This window comes from Hymenobacter jeongseonensis (assembly GCF_015694725.1).
GTDB lineage: Bacteria > Bacteroidota > Bacteroidia > Cytophagales > Hymenobacteraceae > Hymenobacter > Hymenobacter jeongseonensis.
The window spans coordinates 624,392-642,852 of sequence record NZ_JADQDQ010000002.1 but is presented as its reverse complement, the minus strand read 5'-3'; the positions used below and the strand labels follow the sequence as shown (position 1 = coordinate 642,852).

15 protein-coding genes are annotated in these 18,461 nt (G+C 58.3%); 12 read left to right on the top strand and 3 right to left on the bottom strand.

Going from position 1 to position 18,461, the window contains the following annotated elements; genetic code table 11:
* Positions 1–71: 71 nt before the first annotated feature.
* Both I2I05_RS06340 and I2I05_RS06335 read right to left on the bottom strand, forming a co-directional pair.
* A complete protein-coding gene (locus I2I05_RS06340) occupies positions 72–560 on the bottom strand; it encodes a hypothetical protein (protein WP_196281375.1) in 489 nt (162 codons plus the stop codon).
* A gap of 59 nt (positions 561–619) precedes the next feature.
* On the bottom strand, positions 620–2,596 hold the full coding sequence (locus tag I2I05_RS06335) for a T9SS type B sorting domain-containing protein (RefSeq protein WP_196281374.1): 1,977 nt from the start codon (positions 2,594–2,596) through the stop codon (positions 620–622).
* 312 nt (positions 2,597–2,908) lie between these two features.
* Between I2I05_RS06335 and I2I05_RS06330 the strand changes: the two genes are divergently transcribed.
* From I2I05_RS06330 to clpB, 12 genes are all read left to right on the top strand, one after another.
* The gene (locus tag I2I05_RS06330; RefSeq protein WP_230688179.1) at positions 2,909–3,820 is read left to right on the top strand and encodes an NmrA family NAD(P)-binding protein; all 912 of its coding nucleotides are present in this window, start codon (positions 2,909–2,911) and stop codon (positions 3,818–3,820) included.
* 271 nt (positions 3,821–4,091) lie between these two features.
* Positions 4,092–4,751: a DUF4142 domain-containing protein gene (locus I2I05_RS06325; protein ID WP_196281372.1), complete on the top strand. Its 660-nt coding sequence runs from the start codon at positions 4,092–4,094 to the stop codon at positions 4,749–4,751.
* 57 nt (positions 4,752–4,808) lie between these two features.
* Positions 4,809–5,471 (top strand): DUF4142 domain-containing protein, encoded by a 663-nt coding sequence (locus I2I05_RS06320; RefSeq protein ID WP_196281371.1) that lies wholly within the window; start codon positions 4,809–4,811, stop codon positions 5,469–5,471.
* 539 nt (positions 5,472–6,010) lie between these two features.
* Positions 6,011–6,586, top strand: coding sequence for a hypothetical protein (locus I2I05_RS06315; protein ID WP_196281370.1), 576 nt, complete (start codon positions 6,011–6,013; stop codon positions 6,584–6,586).
* Positions 6,587–6,916: 330 nt separating this feature from the next.
* Positions 6,917–9,526, top strand: a complete 2,610-nt coding sequence (locus tag I2I05_RS06310; protein WP_196281369.1) for an outer membrane beta-barrel family protein — start codon at positions 6,917–6,919, stop codon at positions 9,524–9,526.
* A 387-nt stretch (positions 9,527–9,913) separates the two neighbouring features.
* Positions 9,914–10,291: a VOC family protein gene (locus I2I05_RS06305; RefSeq protein ID WP_196281368.1), complete on the top strand. Its 378-nt coding sequence runs from the start codon at positions 9,914–9,916 to the stop codon at positions 10,289–10,291.
* 65 nt (positions 10,292–10,356) lie between these two features.
* Complete coding sequence (locus tag I2I05_RS06300) at positions 10,357–10,785, top strand: VOC family protein (protein WP_196281367.1); 429 nt, start codon at positions 10,357–10,359, stop codon at positions 10,783–10,785.
* Positions 10,786–10,920: 135 nt separating this feature from the next.
* Positions 10,921–11,955 carry a DUF2268 domain-containing putative Zn-dependent protease gene (locus I2I05_RS06295; protein ID WP_196281366.1) on the top strand — a complete coding sequence of 345 codons (1,035 nt, stop codon included), beginning with the start codon at positions 10,921–10,923 and terminating at the stop codon, positions 11,953–11,955.
* 162 nt (positions 11,956–12,117) lie between these two features.
* On the top strand, positions 12,118–12,840 hold the full coding sequence (locus I2I05_RS06290; RefSeq protein ID WP_196281365.1) for an NADPH-dependent F420 reductase: 723 nt from the start codon (positions 12,118–12,120) through the stop codon (positions 12,838–12,840).
* A 154-nt stretch (positions 12,841–12,994) separates the two neighbouring features.
* The gene (locus tag I2I05_RS06285; protein WP_196281364.1) at positions 12,995–13,264 is read left to right on the top strand and encodes a hypothetical protein; all 270 of its coding nucleotides are present in this window, start codon (positions 12,995–12,997) and stop codon (positions 13,262–13,264) included.
* Between the two features lie 167 nt (positions 13,265–13,431).
* The gene (locus I2I05_RS06280) at positions 13,432–14,337 is read left to right on the top strand and encodes a hypothetical protein (RefSeq protein ID WP_196281363.1); all 906 of its coding nucleotides are present in this window, start codon (positions 13,432–13,434) and stop codon (positions 14,335–14,337) included.
* 137 nt (positions 14,338–14,474) lie between these two features.
* The gene (clpB, locus tag I2I05_RS06275; protein ID WP_196281362.1) at positions 14,475–17,084 is read left to right on the top strand and encodes an ATP-dependent chaperone ClpB; all 2,610 of its coding nucleotides are present in this window, start codon (positions 14,475–14,477) and stop codon (positions 17,082–17,084) included.
* Between the two features lie 186 nt (positions 17,085–17,270).
* Here the strand turns inward: clpB and I2I05_RS06270 are convergent, their stop codons facing one another.
* On the bottom strand, positions 17,271–18,104 hold the full coding sequence (locus I2I05_RS06270) for a hypothetical protein (RefSeq protein WP_196281361.1): 834 nt from the start codon (positions 18,102–18,104) through the stop codon (positions 17,271–17,273).
* Positions 18,105–18,461 lie beyond the last annotated feature (357 nt).

Below are 18,461 nucleotides of genomic sequence, written 5' to 3'. Positions count from 1 at the left end.
CGCGCTAAAAATGGAATTGTGCCGTTGCGCGGCTGGCCGAGGAGGCCGGGGCCGCTGCTACCCGCCGGCGGCTAGTGGCCCAACGGCTGCAAATGGCGGTAAAGCATCGACGAGGCTGCTTCCAGCAGGGGCAAATCGGTGGTGCGCTCCTGGCAGCGCTGCATGTCGTAGTGGCACAGCGAGCCAAACGGCTGGCCCGCATCGTCGCGGATGAGCACGCCGCAGTACGACATCACGGGGGTGTCAATCAGGCCAAGCACCCGCGGGTCGGTGGCGGCATCGGTGATTTCCCAGGCAACCTGCTGCTGGCCTACCAACGAGCAATACGTGGCCTCCATGGGCGCGTCATCGCCCTTGGTCAGGCCAAGCTGGTAGCGGTCGAACAGCACTTCGCTGCGCAGCTGGTCGCCGTCGAAACGGAAAATTCCGGTGTAGCGGTGGGGCGTCCGGCCGTTCAGGAATTGCAGGGCCGCGTGCACGCCGTGCCGTTCTAGCTCCTGCCGGAAATCGGCAATCTCGCGTTGCATGCTGCTCTCTTGTTCCTGCCGGTTATCACTCATGGCTGACATTGTACAAATCGGCTTCCGTTGCGTCGGGCGGGGTTGGGCACCTAAACGCTTCAGCGTATCACTTCAAACCACCCTTTATAGGCGGTGCCGTCCGTTAATTGGCAAAGGTAGTAATAGAGGCCCGGCCCCGCTCCCTGGCCGCCGTAAGTATTGCGGTAGTCGCGGGACTGGTACACCGGCTGGCCCCAGCGGTTGAAAATGCTCAGGGCCGTGTTCGGGTAGCGCTCCACGTTTTCAATCACAAACAGGTCGTTTTGCCCGTCGCCGTTGGGGGTGATGACGTTATAGAAATACAGGCACCGGTCGTCGAGGGCAATGCGCAGGGTGGTCACGCACGTGGTTTGGGCCGGGTTGGCGGCTTGCAACACCGCCGTCGCGCCCGATGGAATGTCAATCTGAACGGCATTGGTGCCCTGCCCGCTTACAATGGTGCCGTCGGTGATGCTCCATTGGTAAGCGGCGGGCGGGCCGGCAATGCTGTAGGCGAGGCCGGTGCTGGACTGGCGGCAGTAGGCGGCCGGGCCGGTAATGGGCGGGCCCGGCTCCACGGCCACGGCCTGAAAGGCAGAGTCGGTGAGGCAGCCGGCAGCCGAGATGCCGCGCACCGTTACCGCTCCGGGGCCGTTGGTCGTCCAGCGCACCTGAATGGAGGGGCCAGCCGCCGGCCCGAGCACCTGCCCGCCCCGCACGGTCCAGCGGTAGGTGGCCGCCGCCGGGCCAATGGCGGTGTAGGTGGCCGCTGCAGCCCCGCACAGCACCGAGTCGCCTTGCACACGGGTAGGAGCGGCCGGCTTGGTTATGGTGACGCGAAAAACACCCGCGATGGTTTTGCTGCCGCAGCCGTCGTCGTTCACCGTCACGGCGAGGTCGTAAGGGGCGGTCCGGGCCAGGCCGCAATTGGCCAGCAAGCGGAAAGCGCCGGTCACGGTGCCCGTGCCGCCGATGCGGGCAATGCCCAGCGGGTTGATGGCATTGCCTCCGCCAGCTTGCCCGTTGAGCGTGGCTTGAATGGGCCCCGCTCCGTCGAGCAAAACACTGCTCACGGTCATCGCCAGGGGCTGGCCGGTGGGGTCCGTGGCTACAATATCGAAGGCCAGGGCTTGGCCTTCTTCCACCTGAAAACTGGTTTGGGCCAGGGTGGCCGCGGTGAAGGACGGGGGCGGGTTGGTGGGCCCGGAGCACGCGCGGACGACGACTTGCAGGTCGCGCCGCAGGGTGCCGAGCAGCACTTCCTCGCCGTTGATGGTCCGGTACTCCCGCACGTCGACGGCGACCAGAAAAGTGCCCTGTCGCACACCCAGGTAGCGCGACAGGCCGGTGCGCGGGTCTACTTCGGCGAAGCTGCCCGGCCCGAACGGCAGTGTGGCACTGTAGCCCGGCGCATACGCGACGAGGGCCCCGACCCCGGCCCCGTTGGGAACGCCAAAGCTGTAGCTCAGCCGGTCGCCGTCTACATCGTAGGCATTGTTGAGGATGGAAGCGGTGTCGCCGAGGCAGGCCACCACAAAGGCATCGTCGGAGAAAGCCGGCGAGGAGTTGGGGAGCAGGCCCGGCGTCATGTCCACCGAAATGGTGAAGGCTTGGCCGGAGGAAGTATTGAGGTTGGTGATGCCGGCGTTGCGGGCCGCGATGGAAACCACGGCCTGGTAGCCTTCGCGGACGAACGGCAGATTCACCGTCGTCAGGTACAGCGCCAGCGTGACGCGGGGCACCGACACGGCGCAGCCCGGGATTTCCTCGGCCCCCAGCACTGAAAACCCGTAGCGCTGCACCGTGAGTAGCGTGATGGGAACCTTGGGGGTGGCCCGGGAATCAATGCCAATGGTGATGGTGGGGTCGCCGCTGGGCCGCGTGTTGCCGTCGTAGTAAATGCGCGCCGTCAGGCTGTAGCGATGCGGCGCCCCGGCGGGGCCCCGGGCATCGAGGTATTTGTAGGTGAGCTCGCCGCCTACCAAATGGCTAGCCGATACGAACTGAGGTCCCAAAAACAACCACAACAACACTGCATTAAATAAAAATATTCGCATATAAACGGGATGAAAATACGCCCCAAGTTAAGCGCTAGGCCGAGGCAGTGGGAAGGCTGTCGAGCAAATAGTAAGGCCTGCGAGCAGTTGAGCATGGCACCTCGCCCCAGTAAAGCGATGCGCGCATGCGCATCCAACTCATAAGATGCCAATTAGCGGGCTCGTATCCAATAACCTTCGGGCAGCTATCACGGTATCACCAGCGTGCGAAGTGCTGCTTGCTACCGCCGAATGGTTGCGAAGCGAGCGATAGAAAAATTCTCCCCATCAGTTTTTAAGTCACTCATTTTGGCAGAAGATAAAGCAGTTAGCTTGCCTAGTTCGAAGGCGAACCCCGCTACCATCGTGCTGGCTGGCGCCACCGGCGATTTGGGCTTTCGTATAGCCCGGGCCTTGCTCAAGCGCGGCGCGGCGGTGCGGGCCCTGGTTCGGCCGGGCAATACCAAGCCGGAAGTAGCGCAACTGCGCGAACTGGGCGCCGAACTGGTGGAGGTCGATTTCAACAGCGTCATTGCCCTGACCCAGGCGTGCTCCGGCGCAGCCTGCGTGGTGTCGGCCCTGTCGGGGCTGCGCGACGTGATTATGGACGGGCAAAAGCGCCTGCTCGATGCGGCCGTGGTGGCCGGTGTGCCCCGCTTCATCCCGTCGGACTTCTGCATCGACTACACCAAACTGCCCGCGGGCTCGAACCGCAACCTGGACCTGCGCCGGGAGTTCAACCAGCGCCTCGACCAGGCGCCCATCCAGGCCACGTCGGTGCTCAATGGCATGTTTACGGACCTGCTCACCGGGCAGGCGCCGGTGGTGCTCTTTGGCCTGAAACGGGTGATGTACTACGGCAACGCCGACCAGCCGCTGGACTTCACCACCACATCCGACACGGCCGAGTTCACGGCCGCCGCCGCCCTGGACCCCACCACGCCCCGCTACCTGCGCGTGGCCGGCGAAGTGGCCACCGTGCGGGGCTTGCAGCGGGCCGCCACCGATGCCACCGGGCAGCCGTTTAAGCTGCTGCGGGTAGGGCCGCTGGGAGTGTTGGGCGTCCTGATTAAGGTGACCAAGGCCCTGATGCCGACCAGCGACGACGTGTTTCCGCCCTGGCAGGGCATGCAGTACCTGCACAACATGTTCACGGGCCTGCCCAAACTCGCGCCGCTGGACAACGGCCGGTATCCGGAAATTCGGTGGACCTCGGTGCGCGAAGTGCTCGCAACCCGCAAATAGTCCGTCTGGGAATCGAGTCGGCCCGCGCACGGCCGGCTCCGCGCCAGTGGCGCCCGGGCCGGCCGTGCGCGGGCCGGGGCGCCGGGTTTTTATTTCCGGTTTTGCCTACTGCTTACTACTGCCTGAGTATGAACTGATGATGTAGCAAATAGCTTATCAGTAGTATGTTGCGTGAAATTTTGCATGGCCAAAATTCCTCGAGAACAGCTACTTGGAACTAGGATTGACGTATATAATCACCTCAGTCCTAACCCTAAGCCACGTGAAAACGATGAAAGCTATTTCTCATTTCCTGGCCGCTGCCGCCCTTGTGACTGGCGCAGCCTGTAGCAGTACGAGCACCAGCACCGATACCGGCACCGCTGGTACCAGCACCGAAACCGGGAGCCCCACGGCCGGCGCTACCGGTATGGCCGCAAACGACATGGGCGCGCCGGCACCCGTCGTGACCGCTGCCGATGCCGCTACCGACGAGGCGACGTTTATGGGCACGTTTGCCAGCATGAGCGACGCCACGTTCCTGATGAACACGGCCAGCAGCAACTTGCTGGAAACGCAGGCCGGCCAGATGGCCGCCCAAAAAGCCCGCAACCCCGAAGTGCGGAAATACGCCGAGATGATGGTGAGCCACCACACCGCGGCCACACAGGAGTTGAAGGCGATGGCCTCTCCGCTGGGCGTGCAGCTGCCCCCAACCATGCTGCCGGTGCACCAGGCCATGCTCGACAAGCTGAGGGATAAATCGGGCAGTGACTTTGATGAGGCCTACATGGACCTGATGGAAAAGGCCCACAAGCTCGACATTGCCATGTTCGAAGTGAAAAGCAACGCCGCCGACAAGGTCCAGATTCAGGCATTTGCCACCAAGAGCCTGCCTGCGCTGCGCACCCACCTCACTATGGCCGACGCCATTGAGAAGAAAACCGATTAGAGGAGCAGCAGGGCTGTTCGTCCTGCTGCGCGGTACCTGAGCCTAACCCCCATAGACATGAAAACGATGAAAGCCATTCCTCATTTTCTGCTAGCAGGCGCCCTGCTGCTGGGGGCCGCCTGTAGCACCTCCAATACCAGCCGCGATGCTGTGAGCAGCACCCCCGCTACCACTACCACGCCGGCCGCTGGGGCCGATATGGCGGCTACCGGCGATACCGGCGCTGGTAGCGTGGCGGCGGCCGACGTGCCGGCCGGTGAAATTGTGGTCTTCATGAGTACGTTTCCTACCATGACCGACCCGGTTTTTCTCATCAACGTGGCCAGCAGCAACATGCTCGAAATTCAGGCGGGCCAAATGGCGGCGCAACAAGCCACCAGTCCCGATGTGAAGCAGTATGCGCAGCTCATGGTGACCCACAATACGCAGACGACGCAGGAAGTAAAAACCCTGGCCGTGCCCTTGAACGTGACGCTTCCCACCAACCTGCTGCCGGTGCACCAAGCCATGGCCGACCGGATGCTGAACAAAACCGGCAAAGCCTTCGACGAAGCCTACATGGACCTGATGGAGACGGCCCACAAGCTGGACATCGCCATGTTTGAAGTGAAGAGCAAAAACGCCGAAACGCCGACGGTGAAGAGCTTCGCCACGAGAATCCTGCCGGTGCTACGCTCCAACAAAGCGCTGGCCGACAAACTAGAGGACAAGGTTGACTGAGAGGATGAGCGGGGGGTGGCTACTGCCCACACTGGTATCAGCAACGCAATGGTGATACGAAGTCAGGCATCGCAACCGCTAAGAGCGTGTTGGGAATTTGATTGTTGGGTCATGCGGATGTCAATCAGGTCATGCTGAGCCTGGGAAGCATCTTCTCCCCAGCGAACGAGTCGTCCGAACGTGAGAAGATGCTTCCCAGGCTCAGCATGACAGAAACACTATTTTTTTCCAAGTGCCTAAAAGTTTCTGATAGCCGAAAAACGGGTTTGTTTATCGCATAAATGTCAAGCCAACCACACTAACGGGTTTACCATCAAACTGCCGCCAAGAAGCTGGCTAATAACTTTTTTGCATATTTACTTTGCAATGCAAAGTTCTTTTGTTTCATTTGTATCGTCCTCCAGCGATGGTGGATGGCAACCGTGTAGGCTGCTTCCTCGGGGTAGAACTGGGCACTCGCTCTCCGGCTCCGTTGCACTAGCTACAGTGCGTTTTAAGAAGTCTCTTTTTCTCAATTCTCAATCAAAAGCACTACTGTCATGACACTTACCCAAAGCATTGCTCGCGTTGCCCTTGGCACGGGGCTCCTGTTGCTCATCCCCCTCACGGCCAAGCTGACCATGGCTGAAATGGCTTGGAGCCCCGGCGATTTTGTCGCGGCCGGCATCATGCTATTCGGCGCGGGCCTCACGTTTGCGCTGATTGCGCGGATGGGGGACAATACCCTGTATCGTCTTGGCGCGGGGTTGGGGGTGGTAGCCGGCCTCCTGCTGGTGTGGGCAAATGGGGCGGTGGGGCTCGTTGGGAGCGAGGATAACCCCGCCAATGTGCTGTATGTGGCGGTGCTGGCGGTGGCCCTCATCGGGGCCTTCGTGGCGCGCTTCCGGCCGCTGGGGATGTCCAACGCCATGTTCGCGGCGTCGCTGACGTATGTGGTGGTTACAGCGATTGCGCTATTTGTCTGGAAGCCCACGGGCGCGGCTGCCGAACCCCAAGTGGCCCTTGTGAATGTGCTGGTAGCGAATGGGATTTTCGCTGCCTTTTGGGCCGTGGCGGGGCTGCTGTTTCGGCGCGCCAGCACCATTGGCTCGCATTCGGGCCGCCAACTGGTGTAGCAGTTGCGCACCCTGCAGCGCTCACCGCAGTTGCTACTGCAATCGGGCAAACAAAGACCGGTAAGGCTGGACCGACGGGGCCAGTTGCTTGTTCGACTGTTGCCGCATGGGCCTGGTGCTTTAATGCGCCTTTTTGGTGGCTTGGCGCGCCCCCTTGCCATCAGCGCATAGAAAAATTTATTTATCCAGTAATGCAACGGTAGGGGTCAGCGATACACCTGTTGGAAGCAGATAACAAACCCCTCCCTGCTCTCCGGCGTGCGGCCTCTCTTTACTGGTGGCTCGCTGTAATACCCCTACTTCCTCGACCACCTTTTTTCTGCACTTTTTATGAATAACCCCTTACTGCCAATGCTGGCCTTGGCCAGTGTGCTTGCTCACCAAGCCGCCGCTCAGGCACCCGCGGCCCCGGCTTCGCGGCCCGCGGGAGGCCCCAACGGCATCCCAACGGGTGCGCCGGGCGCCACGCCTCCGGCCCTGGTAACGCTGCCGACTGCCCGCGGCACCGGCCGCATCAGCGGCGTGGTACTGGATGGTGCCACCAAGAAACCAGTGGAGTTTGCCACCGTGGCCCTGCTGCCCGCCACCGGCGACAAGCCCGTGGACGGCACCGTAGCCGACGACCGAGGCCGCTTCACCCTGAAGGGCCTGGCTGCCGGCGAGTACCGCCTGCAGCTCAGCTTTATCGGCTACGGCAGCCTCACGCAGCCCGTGACGTTGGCCGATGGCAAAATGTCCCTGGATTTGGGCACCGTGGCCTTGACGGCCGCCGCCCAGCAGCTCAGCGATGTGACCGTGACCGGCGACCGCCCCGTGGTGGAAAGCAAGCCCGACCGCCTGGTGTACAACGCCGGCACCGACAACACCAACAAGGGCGGCACCGCGGCCGACGTGCTGCGCAAGGCCCCGATGGTGAGCGTGGACCCCGACGGCAACCTGCAACTGCGCGGCTCCGGCAACGTGCGCATCCTCATCAACGGCAAGCCTTCGGCTGTGATTTCGGGCGACATTGCCACCGCCCTCAAGCAGCTGCCCGGCGACCAGATTAAGTCGGTGGAGGTCATCACCTCGCCCTCGGCTAAGTACGACGGCGAAGGCTCGGCCGGCATTATCAACATTGTGCTGAAGGAAAACAACCTGCAGGGTGTGAACGGCAACGTGGGCCTGGCCCTGGGCACGCGCAACTCCAACGGCAACTTCACCCTGAACGCCCGCAAAGGGAAGCTGGGCGTGACGGCAGGGCTTAATGCCTTTTCGTTCTACGCCCCCGGCGACCAGGAAGTGGACCGCATTGACCGGGGCGTGCGCACGGTGGTTAATGGCCAGTCGATTCTGACTACGGGCCGGCTGTTTCAGCGCAACGACGGCACGGGCATGGGCGGCGGCGGCCAGGGCCGCGTTGGGCTGGAGTACGAGCCCGCGCCCAACCACGCCCTCAGCCTGACCTTCAGCACCGCCCAGTTCGGCAACCAGTTCGACCTCGACATCAACAACCGCTACACCCTTGATGAGGGGCAGCCCGCGAGCACCAATCCGCTGTTTGGCAACTACACCCGCGAGCAGACAATGGATGCTACCAACCGCAGCTACGACCTGCTGGGCTCCTACACCCGCAGCTTCGGGGCCAAGAGCCGCCGCGAGTGGACGGTGCTGGCCCAGCACAGCCGCAACCGCCGCGACAGCGAGTACGACCTGACCCAGTTTCCGCTCGTCAACCCCGATTTCAACAACCCGCAGTACCGCGAGCAGAGCCCCAACTTGGCCCGCAACCTCGAAAGCACGCTGCAAACCGACTACGTGCACCCGCTGGGCGAGAAGCAAACCGTGGAAGTGGGCGCCAAGATGATTCAGCGTACGGTGTTCAGCGACTACGAGGTGTTCCGCACCAACCTGAGCACCGGCGTATTTGGGCTGGAACCGAGCCTGACCAACAAGTTTGACTACGACCAGGACGTGCTGGCCGGATACGCCACCTACGGCACCAGCCTGGGCAAGAAGTACACGGCCCGCCTGGGTGCCCGCGTGGAGCGCACCGACCTGCGCGGCAACTTCCAAAACCAGGACGACGAATTCCGCCTGAGCTATACCAACGTGCTGCCCAACGTGGCCCTCACGCGCAACCTTAAGCAGCCGGGCTCCTCACTGCGGGCCACCTACTCGCGCCGCATACAGCGCCCCAGCATCTTCTACCTCAACCCGTACCGCAACGAGTCGGACCCGCGCAACATCTCGGAAGGCAACCCCAAACTCGACGCCGAATTCACCGACAACTACGAGCTGAACTGGAACACCTTTGCCAAAGGCACCAGCATCAACGTATCGGTGTATTCGCGCCAAACCAACAACGCCATCGAGCGGGTGTACACCACCAACGACGATGGCCGGGTGCTGGCCACCTTCGGCAACGTGGCCCGCAACCAGACCTACGGCCTCAACCTGTTCGGCTCGGCCAAGCCCCTGCCCAAATGGGACATCAGCGGCAACATCAGCGCCTTCTACGTGTACCTGAGCAGCAAAACGCTGAACACCAGCAACCGCGGCGTGGTGTACTCGGCCAACATCAACTCGGGCTACAAGTTGGGCAAGGGCATCAGCTTCCAGCTATTTGCCATGCTCAACTCGCCCCGCATTCAGTTGCAGGGCAGCAGCTCGCCCTGGCAGATGTACTCCCTGGGCCTGCGCAAAGACCTCTGGAAAGGCAAAGGCGACCTGACCCTGAACGCCGACAACCCCTTCAGCTCCTACGTGAAGCTGAGCAACGACTTCGACACCGGCCAGTCCATGTCGACCAACACCACCTACGTGTACAACCGCGGCGTGCGGGCCGCCTTCAGCTACCGGTTTGGCAAGCTGGAAAACAAGCCCAGCCGCCCCAAGCGCAGCATCCGCAACGACGACCAAAAAGCCGGCGACGGCGGCAACGGCCAGGGCGGCAATTAAACAATCCGCTGGCTAATTATATCGAGGGCAATAATTAGCAGCGCTAGAAACAGGGCCACTGTTCACGCCAGGGAAATAAACCCTCTTGGCGTGAGCAGTGGCCCTTTTTTCTAGCGCTGCTGGCTTGCCTTTCGGCGTGCACGGGTGCTAGTTGGCGCACTCCGTGGAACGGGCGTTTCGGTACCGGCGCTGCTGGTGCCGCAACCCGTGAAATGAATCAAACGGATGGCATAGCCCTGCCGGAATATAGCCCCTGAAAGGAACTGAAAGTAGCTGGATTGGAAAATGCTTTCTTAAACAAATTGCCCTAATTAATTGCGGCCCGGCGAGGAGCTAAATCAATTAGTTATACTTCGGTTTCCTTCCTCCCATTCCGTCAATTTTCGTATGAATATGAAACTTGAGCTGGTGCCGGTGCCGGTAGCCGACATCGACCGCGCCAAGCATTTTTATTCCCAACAAGTAGGCTTCAAGCTTGACCACGACGTGCGGCCCGGCCCTACGGTGCGGGTGGTGCAGCTTACGCCGCCGGGCTCTGGCTGTTCTATCGTGCTAAGCGAAGGACTGGCGGGCCTGGCCATGCCGGCCGGCTCCCTGCGCGGATTGCACCTGGTGGTAGCCGATATTGAGCAAGCCCGCGCCGAGCTGGCGGGCCGCGGCGTGGCAATGGGCGACGTTCGCGACCTGGGCGGCGGCATCAAGTACGCCGGCTTCCAGGACCCCGATGGCAATACGTGGACGCTGCAGGAAATCCCGCGCAAGTAGCGCCGGGAGGTAATACCCGTGGCACAAACTCCTTATTTGCATCTCAATAAGCAAAAACCAGCAAGATGGAAGCGCAAAAAAACGAAACGCCCCATACCCCTTCAACCCCCGACACAACACCCAAGGTGACTGGCATTGGAGGGATTTTCTTTTTTTCCGACAATCCGAAGGAAACCAATGAATGGTATGCCAAAAATCTAGGGTTTGAAACCTCTGAATGGGGTGCGACTTTTGAATCCAGAAACGCAGACAAGCCGGACGAAATAAACCAGCTCCAATGGAGTCCTTTTAAAACCGGAAGCGACTATTTCGCCCCTTCAAAAAAGGAGTTTATGATTAACTACCGGGTTCAGAATATGGAAGGGCTGGTAGCCAAACTGCGCGAAAACGGAGTAACCATTCTGGACAACATCGCTAATTCCGAGTACGGAAAATTCGTGCATATCATGGACAACGCCGGTAACAAGATTGAGCTGTGGGAGCCCTCTAGCTAGGGCCTACCAAATAGGGCGATACCCGTGAGAGCAACCAGGCTCCACAACAAAAAAGTGTAGCGCAGGCCGGGTGCTATTTTCTCCGAATGCGGGCAGCAAATATTTTTGTGGTTTCACACTTCCACTCCCATTGTTATGCGTCCCTTCCTTGCTGCTTTGGCGCTCGGAACGGCCTTCACCGCACTGTTTGGGGTGCAGGTGGCCGAAGCGCAAACGTCTGCACCCAGCCCCCGCCCTTCGCAAAAGCCCGCAGTGGCCGCCGCGAAACCTTTGAAAACCAAGCCCGGCTACAGCGTCGTGGACCTGATGCCGGACTTTAGAAAGTTTTGGGCCCAGGCCCGCGACAAGGACCAAGCCACGCAGGTAGCCCTCTTCAAAAAGCTGGTGGCTGACCCGCACCCGGAGGTATACAACCGGGATGTACTGGGCGGCCCGCCCGACAAGGCCTTTGCCGCCACTCTGCCCGAACGCTACCCCGCCATCCAGGCCTTGGTGCAGCCCAAAATGGACCTGGTGCTGCGCCTCAGCCAGCAAATTGGCCAGGATTTGCCGCGCTACGAGAATAGTTTCCGCAAGACCTTTCCGGACCTGAAGTACAACGGGCGCATCTATTTCATGTACTCGCTGGGGGCTTTTGATGGAGCCACCCGCACCGTGCGCGACAAGGAGGCGCTGCTGTTTGGGCTCGACATGATTGCCTACGTCTACGGACAGGAGGCCGACCCTGAGCCATTCTTTCACCACGAGCTGTTTCACATCTACCACAGCCAGTTTTTTGGCGAGGAACAAACCGTGGCCGCGGCGCTGTGGCGCGAAGGCCTGGCCACCTACGTGGCCCACGCCCTCAACCCCAAAGCCGCCGGGGTAAACCTCTTCGGGCTGCCCCGCAACACGCCCGAGCGTACCCAGGCGGCGTTGCCGCGCTACGTGGGCCCCTTGCGTGCCGTGCTCAATTCGGAGAAGAAGGAAGACTACAGCCGCTACTTTATGGGCATGGACGAGCAGGCCGAAACGCCCGCCCGCTCCGGCTACTACATCGGCTACCTGGTGGCCGAAAAGCTGGCGAAGCGGCATTCGCTACAAGAGCTGGCGCACGCGCAACTCAAGGACCTGCTGCCCGAAATAGAACAAGCGCTGCAAGAGCTGGAAGCCCAGCCACTGAAAAACTGAGCCTTGGTCGGTTCGGTAAAGTATGGGAATGCTGCCTTGCTCATATAAGCAGCTTGCCTGCTGCGGGTAAAGTCCCCCCGCGAAACAATCCTGCCGGGCGGGTAGTCTTAGAACGGGTCGCTTTATAACATAGCGGCCGCTACACTCGCTAATCATACGCTTATGAACATTGGAATCATCGGGGCCGGCCACATCGGTAGCGCCCTCGCCGTGCGGCTCACCAGCCTCGGCCACTCGGTATACATTGCCAACTCCCGCGGCCCCGAAACGCTGAAGGACCTGGCCCAAAAAACCGGCGCTATCCCCGTCACGGCCCGGGAAGCCGCTCGCCACGGCGAAATCATCATCGTGACCATTCCGCTGAAAAGCATTCCCGACCTGCCCAAGGACCTGTTCGAGGGCGTGCCCGCCGACGTGCCGGTCATCGACACCAGCAACTACTACCCCCTGCTGCGCGACGGCCAGTTGCCCGAGTTGGAAAGCGGCGCCCTGACCGAGAGCGAATGGGTGCAGCAGCACCTGGGCCGGCCGGTGGTGAAGGTGTTTAATAACATCTACGCCACACACCTCGAACAAAAAGGGCAGCCCGCCGGCACACCCGGCCGCATCTCGCTGCCCGTGGCCGGCGACGATGCCGCCGCCAAGCAAAAGGTAATGGCGCTGGTCGATGAGCTGGGCTTCGACGCTGTGGACGCCGGCAGCCTGCACGAGTCGTGGCGGCAGCAGCCGGGCACTCCGGCCTACGGCACCGACATGCCCGCCGCCGAGCTGCGGCAGAACCTGGCCAGCCTGGGCACCCAGCGCACGCCCGAGCAGCACACCGAATACCTGGCCAACCAAAACGCGGCCGAAAAACACCTGCAGTCCCAGGGCGTCCAGCTGTAAGGCTCCTGCTTAACCGTTAGCCGGTTGCCTTACGCCCTAACCAAAAGAGCCTCAGCAACTGCTGGGGCTCTTTGTTTTCAGGCAGGAACTAGCTTTGCCACATTGCGGCAGCAATGCACGGTGCTGCACTTTTCCTCTTAACCACTAATTGAGTATGCAAGACGCTATTCTGGACCTCGTTCGGCAGGCCCACGCCCTGACGGAGTCCACTGCGGTTACAACCAGCGACCTTACAACGCGCAAGCAACTAGTACTGGCCGATTTGTCCCTGCATCTCGTGCAGGCCGCGCTGCGCCAGGAGCAGCCCGAGCCCGCCGAGTTGAAGCGGTATCTGTTTAGCATCCTCACCGTGTGTGATGGCTTTATACCGGACCTAGACCTCAAGGCGATGGCAAACGTGGTGCTGCCGCAGCCGGGCCAGTAGAAACGGCAGAAGCGGCAGCTGCTCAAAATAATTATCGGGGCCTACCCGCCTCCCCGCCCGCTGCCCCCGCCGCTGAAGAAACAGCAGCTTCTGTGTAGCTTGCTTCAGCACAAATATTCTTCAGTACAAATATTTCAAGGTGCTACTCAAATTAAAAATCTGATAATATGCTGTATCTCGATACGCTTCAAAAATTTGCTCCATACGTTGAACGAGCTGTAAGCGCCTTGTTTGATGCAGCCTTTGATAATCAGTCTCATAAAGGGGATTTATTAATCATACTGGAAAACGGGTTTTACCAAGAGATTGACGTGCCTGGCAGAAATCTGAGTCCCTATTGCATTGGGCCTGGTAGCCAGTATTGGGATGAGCAAACCCAGTTTGAATTCTATGATAGCTATAGAAGAAATGTAGTCGATAGAGAATCTGCTTTCAAAGAACATTCAGCAGAAGAAAAAGAAAAACACATTAAAATGTCAATTCATCTGGAATTGATGGTGTACCTCAAATTTTGGGAATCTAATAGATTCTCTAAAATGCTTCTTATGCTTGTGAAGCTTGCGAATGGTGAGAACTATGATTGGAATTTTGATTTTAATAAAGTTTATGGACCTAATAAAATAACGGGTAAGAAAGAGAGAAAAGGACGCTCGTATATTCTAGAGGACTTGATTAAAGATGGAAGTATGGAAGTGTGTCCAGAATTTTCAATGTTAATGCAGGATTGTTACGCTGACCAAATAAGAAATGTAGTCGCACACTCACAGTTCTCTATGTCGCAAAGTCACATAGGATTTTCAAACTATGAGCCTGGAAAGTCATTTCACCAGTTGAGAAGTATTCCTTTTGAAAAATGGGAAGAATATATCACCATGGTAATACTGTTTTATGACTCAATTATTGGAAATATAAACCGGTACAATAACCATTACATTAGTTTGGGGGAAGGTGAGCCATTTGCTCTGCCACTTAGAATCAATCGAACTGATGGCTCTTTTTACGAAGAATTATATGCATACACAGGGGTGCGTTGGGCGTGGTACAGCAACGTACAGGGTGATTTTGCTGAATAGCAGAAATTTTGTCCATTCATTTTAGCGCTTTAATCCAATTTCCCGCCAAAAAGTCCGAAAACCCACTCTCGCACCCCGTTTGCTAGTCCCTTCGTACAAACTTCCTAACCCGAAGCACCTACTTAGAGACTCGCATCATGGACTTTAAAAACTTCACCATCAAGGCACAGGAGGCCGTGCAGAAGGCCACCGAAATAGCTGGGGGCAACCAGCAGCAGGCCGTCGAAACGGGCCATTTGCTGAAGGGCCTCTTCCAGAGCGACGAAAGCGTCTTCACGTTTCTGGCCAATAAGCTGGGCGCTAACCTCAACATCCTCACGCCGCGGCTCGATGCCATTGTGGCCGCTTACCCGAAGGTGAGCGGCGGCTCGCCCTACTTCGCCAACGAGGCCGCTGCCGCCGTGCAGCGCGCCAACACGGTGATGAAGGACATGGGCGACGAATTTGTGTCCGTCGAGCACCTGCTGCTGGGCATCCTCGGCGGCAAGGACGCCGTGGCTACGCTGCTTAAGGATACCGGCTTTAATGAGAAAGACCTGAAAGCCGCCATTCAGGAGCTGCGCGGCGGCCGCAAAGTCACGAGCCAGAGCGCCGAAGACCAGTACCAGAGCCTGAACCGCTACGCCCGCAACCTCAACGAGCAGGTGCGCGCCGGCAAGATGGACCCCGTGATTGGCCGCGACGAGGAAATCCGCCGCGTGCTGCAAATCCTCTCGCGGCGCACCAAAAACAACCCCGTGCTGCTCGGCGAGCCCGGCGTGGGCAAAACCGCCATCGTGGAGGGCCTGGCCCAGCGCATCGTGGCCGGCGACGTGCCCGAAAACCTGCGCGACAAAACCATCATGAGCCTCGACATGGGCCTGCTCGTGGCCGGGGCCAAGTACAAGGGCGAATTTGAGGAGCGCCTCAAGGCCGTTATCAAGGAAGTGACCGACTCCGACGGCCAGATTGTGCTCTTCATTGACGAGATGCACACCCTCATCGGGGCCGGCGGCGGGGGCGAGGGCGCCATGGACGCCGCCAACCTGCTCAAGCCCGCCCTGGCGCGCGGCGAGCTGCACGCCATCGGGGCCACCACGCTCAAGGAATACCAGAAATACATCGAGAAGGACAAGGCCCTCGAACGCCGTTTCCAGGCCGTGATGGTGGACGAGCCCACCCAGGAAGACGCCATCAGCATCCTGCGCGGCATCAAGGAGAAGTACGAGCTGCACCACGGCGTGCGCATCACCGACGACGCCGTGATTGCCTGCGTGGAGCTGAGCTCGCGCTACATCACCGACCGGTTTCTGCCCGACAAGGCCATCGACCTCATGGACGAAGCCGCCGCCAAGCTGCGCATCGAGTTGAATTCCATGCCCGTGGAGCTCGACGAAATCCAGCGCCGCATCATGCAGCTCGAAATTGAGCGCGAAGCCATTCGCCGCGAAAACAACAAGGACCGCGAAGCCGTGCTCAGCAAGGAGCTAGCCGAGCTGAACGACCGCCGCGACAGCCTGAAGGCCCGTTGGGAAAGCGAAAAAGCCGTGCTCTCCGGCATCCAGGCCCAGAAGGAAGCCATCGAGAAGTTCAAATTGGAGGCTGAACAAGCCGAGCGTCAGGGCGATTATGCCCGCGTAGCCGAGCTGCGCTACGGCAAGATTCAGGAGGCCGAAGCCAAGCTCAAGGAGCTGCAGGAGCAGGCCAACGCCAACAAAGACGGCGGCACCATGCTGCAGGAAGTAGTAACGGCCGAAAGCATTGCCGAAGTGGTGGCCAAGTGGACCGGCATCCCGGTGAGCAAGATGCTGCAGTCGGACCGCGAGAAGCTGCTGCACCTGGAAGAAGAGCTGGGCAAGCGCGTGGCTGGCCAGAGCGAGGCCATCGCGGCCATTTCCGATGCCGTGCGCCGCTCCCGCGCCGGCCTCCAGGACCCCAAGCGGCCGATAGGCTCGTTTATCTTCCTGGGCTCGACGGGCGTGGGCAAAACCGAGCTGGCCAAGGCCTTGGCCGAGTACCTGTTCAACGACGAGAATTCGATGGTCCGCATCGACATGAGCGAGTTTCAGGAGCGCCACGCCGTGTCGCGCCTCATCGGGGCGCCTCCCGGCTACGTGGGCTACGACGAGGGCGGCCAGCTCACGGAGGCCGTGCGCCGCAAGCCCTACTCGGTGGTGCTGCTCGATGAGATTGAGAAGGCGCACCCCGACGTGTTCAACATCCTGCTGCAAGTGCTCGACGACGGCCGCCTCACTGACAACAAAGGCCGGGTGGCGAACTTCAAGAACACCATCATCATCATGACCTCGAACACCGGGGCCGACATCATTCAGAAGAATTTCAAAGAGCTGAATGAGTACAACCACGACGAAGTGGTGGACCGCACCCGCGAGGAAGTCATCGAGCGCCTCAAGCAGCACATGCGCCCGGAGTTCCTGAACCGCATCGACGAAATCGTGATGTTCCAGCCCCTCAAGCGCAAGGAAATCCGCAAGATTGTCGACATCCAGTTCAAGCAAATCCAGCACCGCCTGGAGGAAGCCGGCATCCGCCTCGAAGCCAACGCCGAGGTGCTCGACTACCTCGGCGAGCAGGGCTACGACCCGCAGTTTGGCGCCCGGCCGCTCAAGCGTGTGCTGCAGCGCGTGATACTGAACGAGCTGTCGAAAGACATTCTCTCCGGCCGCGTCAGCAAAGACTCGGTAGTAGAAGCCGTGCTGGAAGACGGCGCAGTGAAATTCGAGAACGTGGAAATGCCAGCGGTGTAATTAATAGCGATGTAATTATTAATTGCTAATTAATTAAAAAGCCCCACCAACGTAATGCTGGCGGGGCTTTTTATTTTGAAAGTATGCGGTGGTTGGACAAGAAGCGCAATTATTTCTGTTATCACGTTCTTGGCGGCCTGCCAATCGTTTCGCTTACACTGGAAGCATTATACTTCTCCGTCACTGTCAGCCAGCGCTGTACGGCCAGCTTAGTGATGCGCTGAACTGGGATGACTGACTGGCGGCAGACTGGGCCGCTATTCCCTCGCTTGTGTGCGTGGACAGCCAATAAGACGCGGCGTCATCAGAAGATGCAGCCAACGATTTTTTCAGTGAGGTGAGTAAGTCAGCTTTATGCTTTTTGAACTGCTCCTTCGCCCAATTTTTATGAATTCGCTTAATAGCTACCGGAACAGTGGGAATGTTAAGCAGAACGGCTATTGCTAATCGATGATGGCCCTCGCCTTCCTGTTTGTGAAACTCACCGTTTCTGTCGATAGATACAGTTAATTCGTCATGAAACCGATTGCTCCCTAATTCTGACTGGGCTTTATATCCATTCCTCTTTATGTTGTCAAAATGCTTTTCTAGCCTTTTGAAGTACATGTCGATATCCTGGACCGATTTACATCCTCTTGCCTGCCAGCCAGGCCCAATTATACCAGAATCTATATACCGCTTCATTGATTTATATTGGTCAGACTCTTGGAAAGGCAAACCTTCAGAGTAAATCTGAAAAATGGTATTGCAAGAATCATTTTTCCGTAAAAAATCATGCACGGGCATTTTGGAATGGATGTCCCATTCCCCGTTTACCAACATTCGCGGAGCTGTTACAATTTTAGTAGAGTGAGCCCATTTAATCCTGTTCAGTTTTATTTTAAAAATATGCTTCTCAAATACAGCGTCTGGAAAATATTTGTATTGCTTTTCGAAGCCCATTCCCGCTAAGACGATGAGTTTATAGCGCAAGTAAACGAGATTGTTTTTTCTCTCTTTTAAAAAATATTTGAAGTCCATTGTACTAAACTTAAAGTTTTCGCATGATTATTTCTTAATTTTTTTTATCAGTTCCCATATTACTAAATCAGTATGCTAACAATTCAGTAACATGGGAACTGATAAAAAAAACACCTATCAGGTGTTTATGAAAAGGAAGGATTTATTGTAATCTTTTTGTAAAAATTACAATAAATCAATATGTTTGAAATTGATTGTTTACCTCAAAAAGCTGTCAACCAAAAGTTCTGGTCTTAGCCTCGTGGTTACTTTGCGTAAGTACATTCTATCACAATAAAAGGTTGCAGAGGCAATTGCAAATTTAGGAATACTATCTATACCTTTTATTACCGCAACGGTAGGTTTGTTTTTTAAATT

What these genes read in the sequence shown, in the direction of transcription:
- I2I05_RS06315 (WP_196281370.1), top strand. Translation starts at nt 6,011, where the DNA reads ATGACACTTACCCAAAGCATTGCTCGCGTTGCCCTTGGCACGGGGCTC.
- I2I05_RS06320 (WP_196281371.1), top strand. Translation starts at nt 4,809, where the DNA reads ATGAAAACGATGAAAGCCATTCCTCATTTTCTGCTAGCAGGCGCCCTG.
- I2I05_RS06335 (WP_196281374.1), bottom strand. Translation starts at nt 2,596, where the DNA reads ATGCGAATATTTTTATTTAATGCAGTGTTGTTGTGGTTGTTTTTGGGA.
- I2I05_RS06340 (WP_196281375.1), bottom strand. Translation starts at nt 560, where the DNA reads ATGAGTGATAACCGGCAGGAACAAGAGAGCAGCATGCAACGCGAGATT.
- I2I05_RS06310 (WP_196281369.1), top strand. Translation starts at nt 6,917, where the DNA reads ATGAATAACCCCTTACTGCCAATGCTGGCCTTGGCCAGTGTGCTTGCT.
- I2I05_RS06285 (WP_196281364.1), top strand. Translation starts at nt 12,995, where the DNA reads ATGCAAGACGCTATTCTGGACCTCGTTCGGCAGGCCCACGCCCTGACG.
- I2I05_RS06270 (WP_196281361.1), bottom strand. Translation starts at nt 18,104, where the DNA reads ATGGACTTCAAATATTTTTTAAAAGAGAGAAAAAACAATCTCGTTTAC.
- I2I05_RS06290 (WP_196281365.1), top strand. Translation starts at nt 12,118, where the DNA reads ATGAACATTGGAATCATCGGGGCCGGCCACATCGGTAGCGCCCTCGCC.
- I2I05_RS06305 (WP_196281368.1), top strand. Translation starts at nt 9,914, where the DNA reads ATGAATATGAAACTTGAGCTGGTGCCGGTGCCGGTAGCCGACATCGAC.
- clpB (WP_196281362.1), top strand. Translation starts at nt 14,475, where the DNA reads ATGGACTTTAAAAACTTCACCATCAAGGCACAGGAGGCCGTGCAGAAG.
- I2I05_RS06280 (WP_196281363.1), top strand. Translation starts at nt 13,432, where the DNA reads ATGCTGTATCTCGATACGCTTCAAAAATTTGCTCCATACGTTGAACGA.
- I2I05_RS06325 (WP_196281372.1), top strand. Translation starts at nt 4,092, where the DNA reads ATGAAAGCTATTTCTCATTTCCTGGCCGCTGCCGCCCTTGTGACTGGC.
- I2I05_RS06295 (WP_196281366.1), top strand. Translation starts at nt 10,921, where the DNA reads ATGCGTCCCTTCCTTGCTGCTTTGGCGCTCGGAACGGCCTTCACCGCA.
- I2I05_RS06300 (WP_196281367.1), top strand. Translation starts at nt 10,357, where the DNA reads ATGGAAGCGCAAAAAAACGAAACGCCCCATACCCCTTCAACCCCCGAC.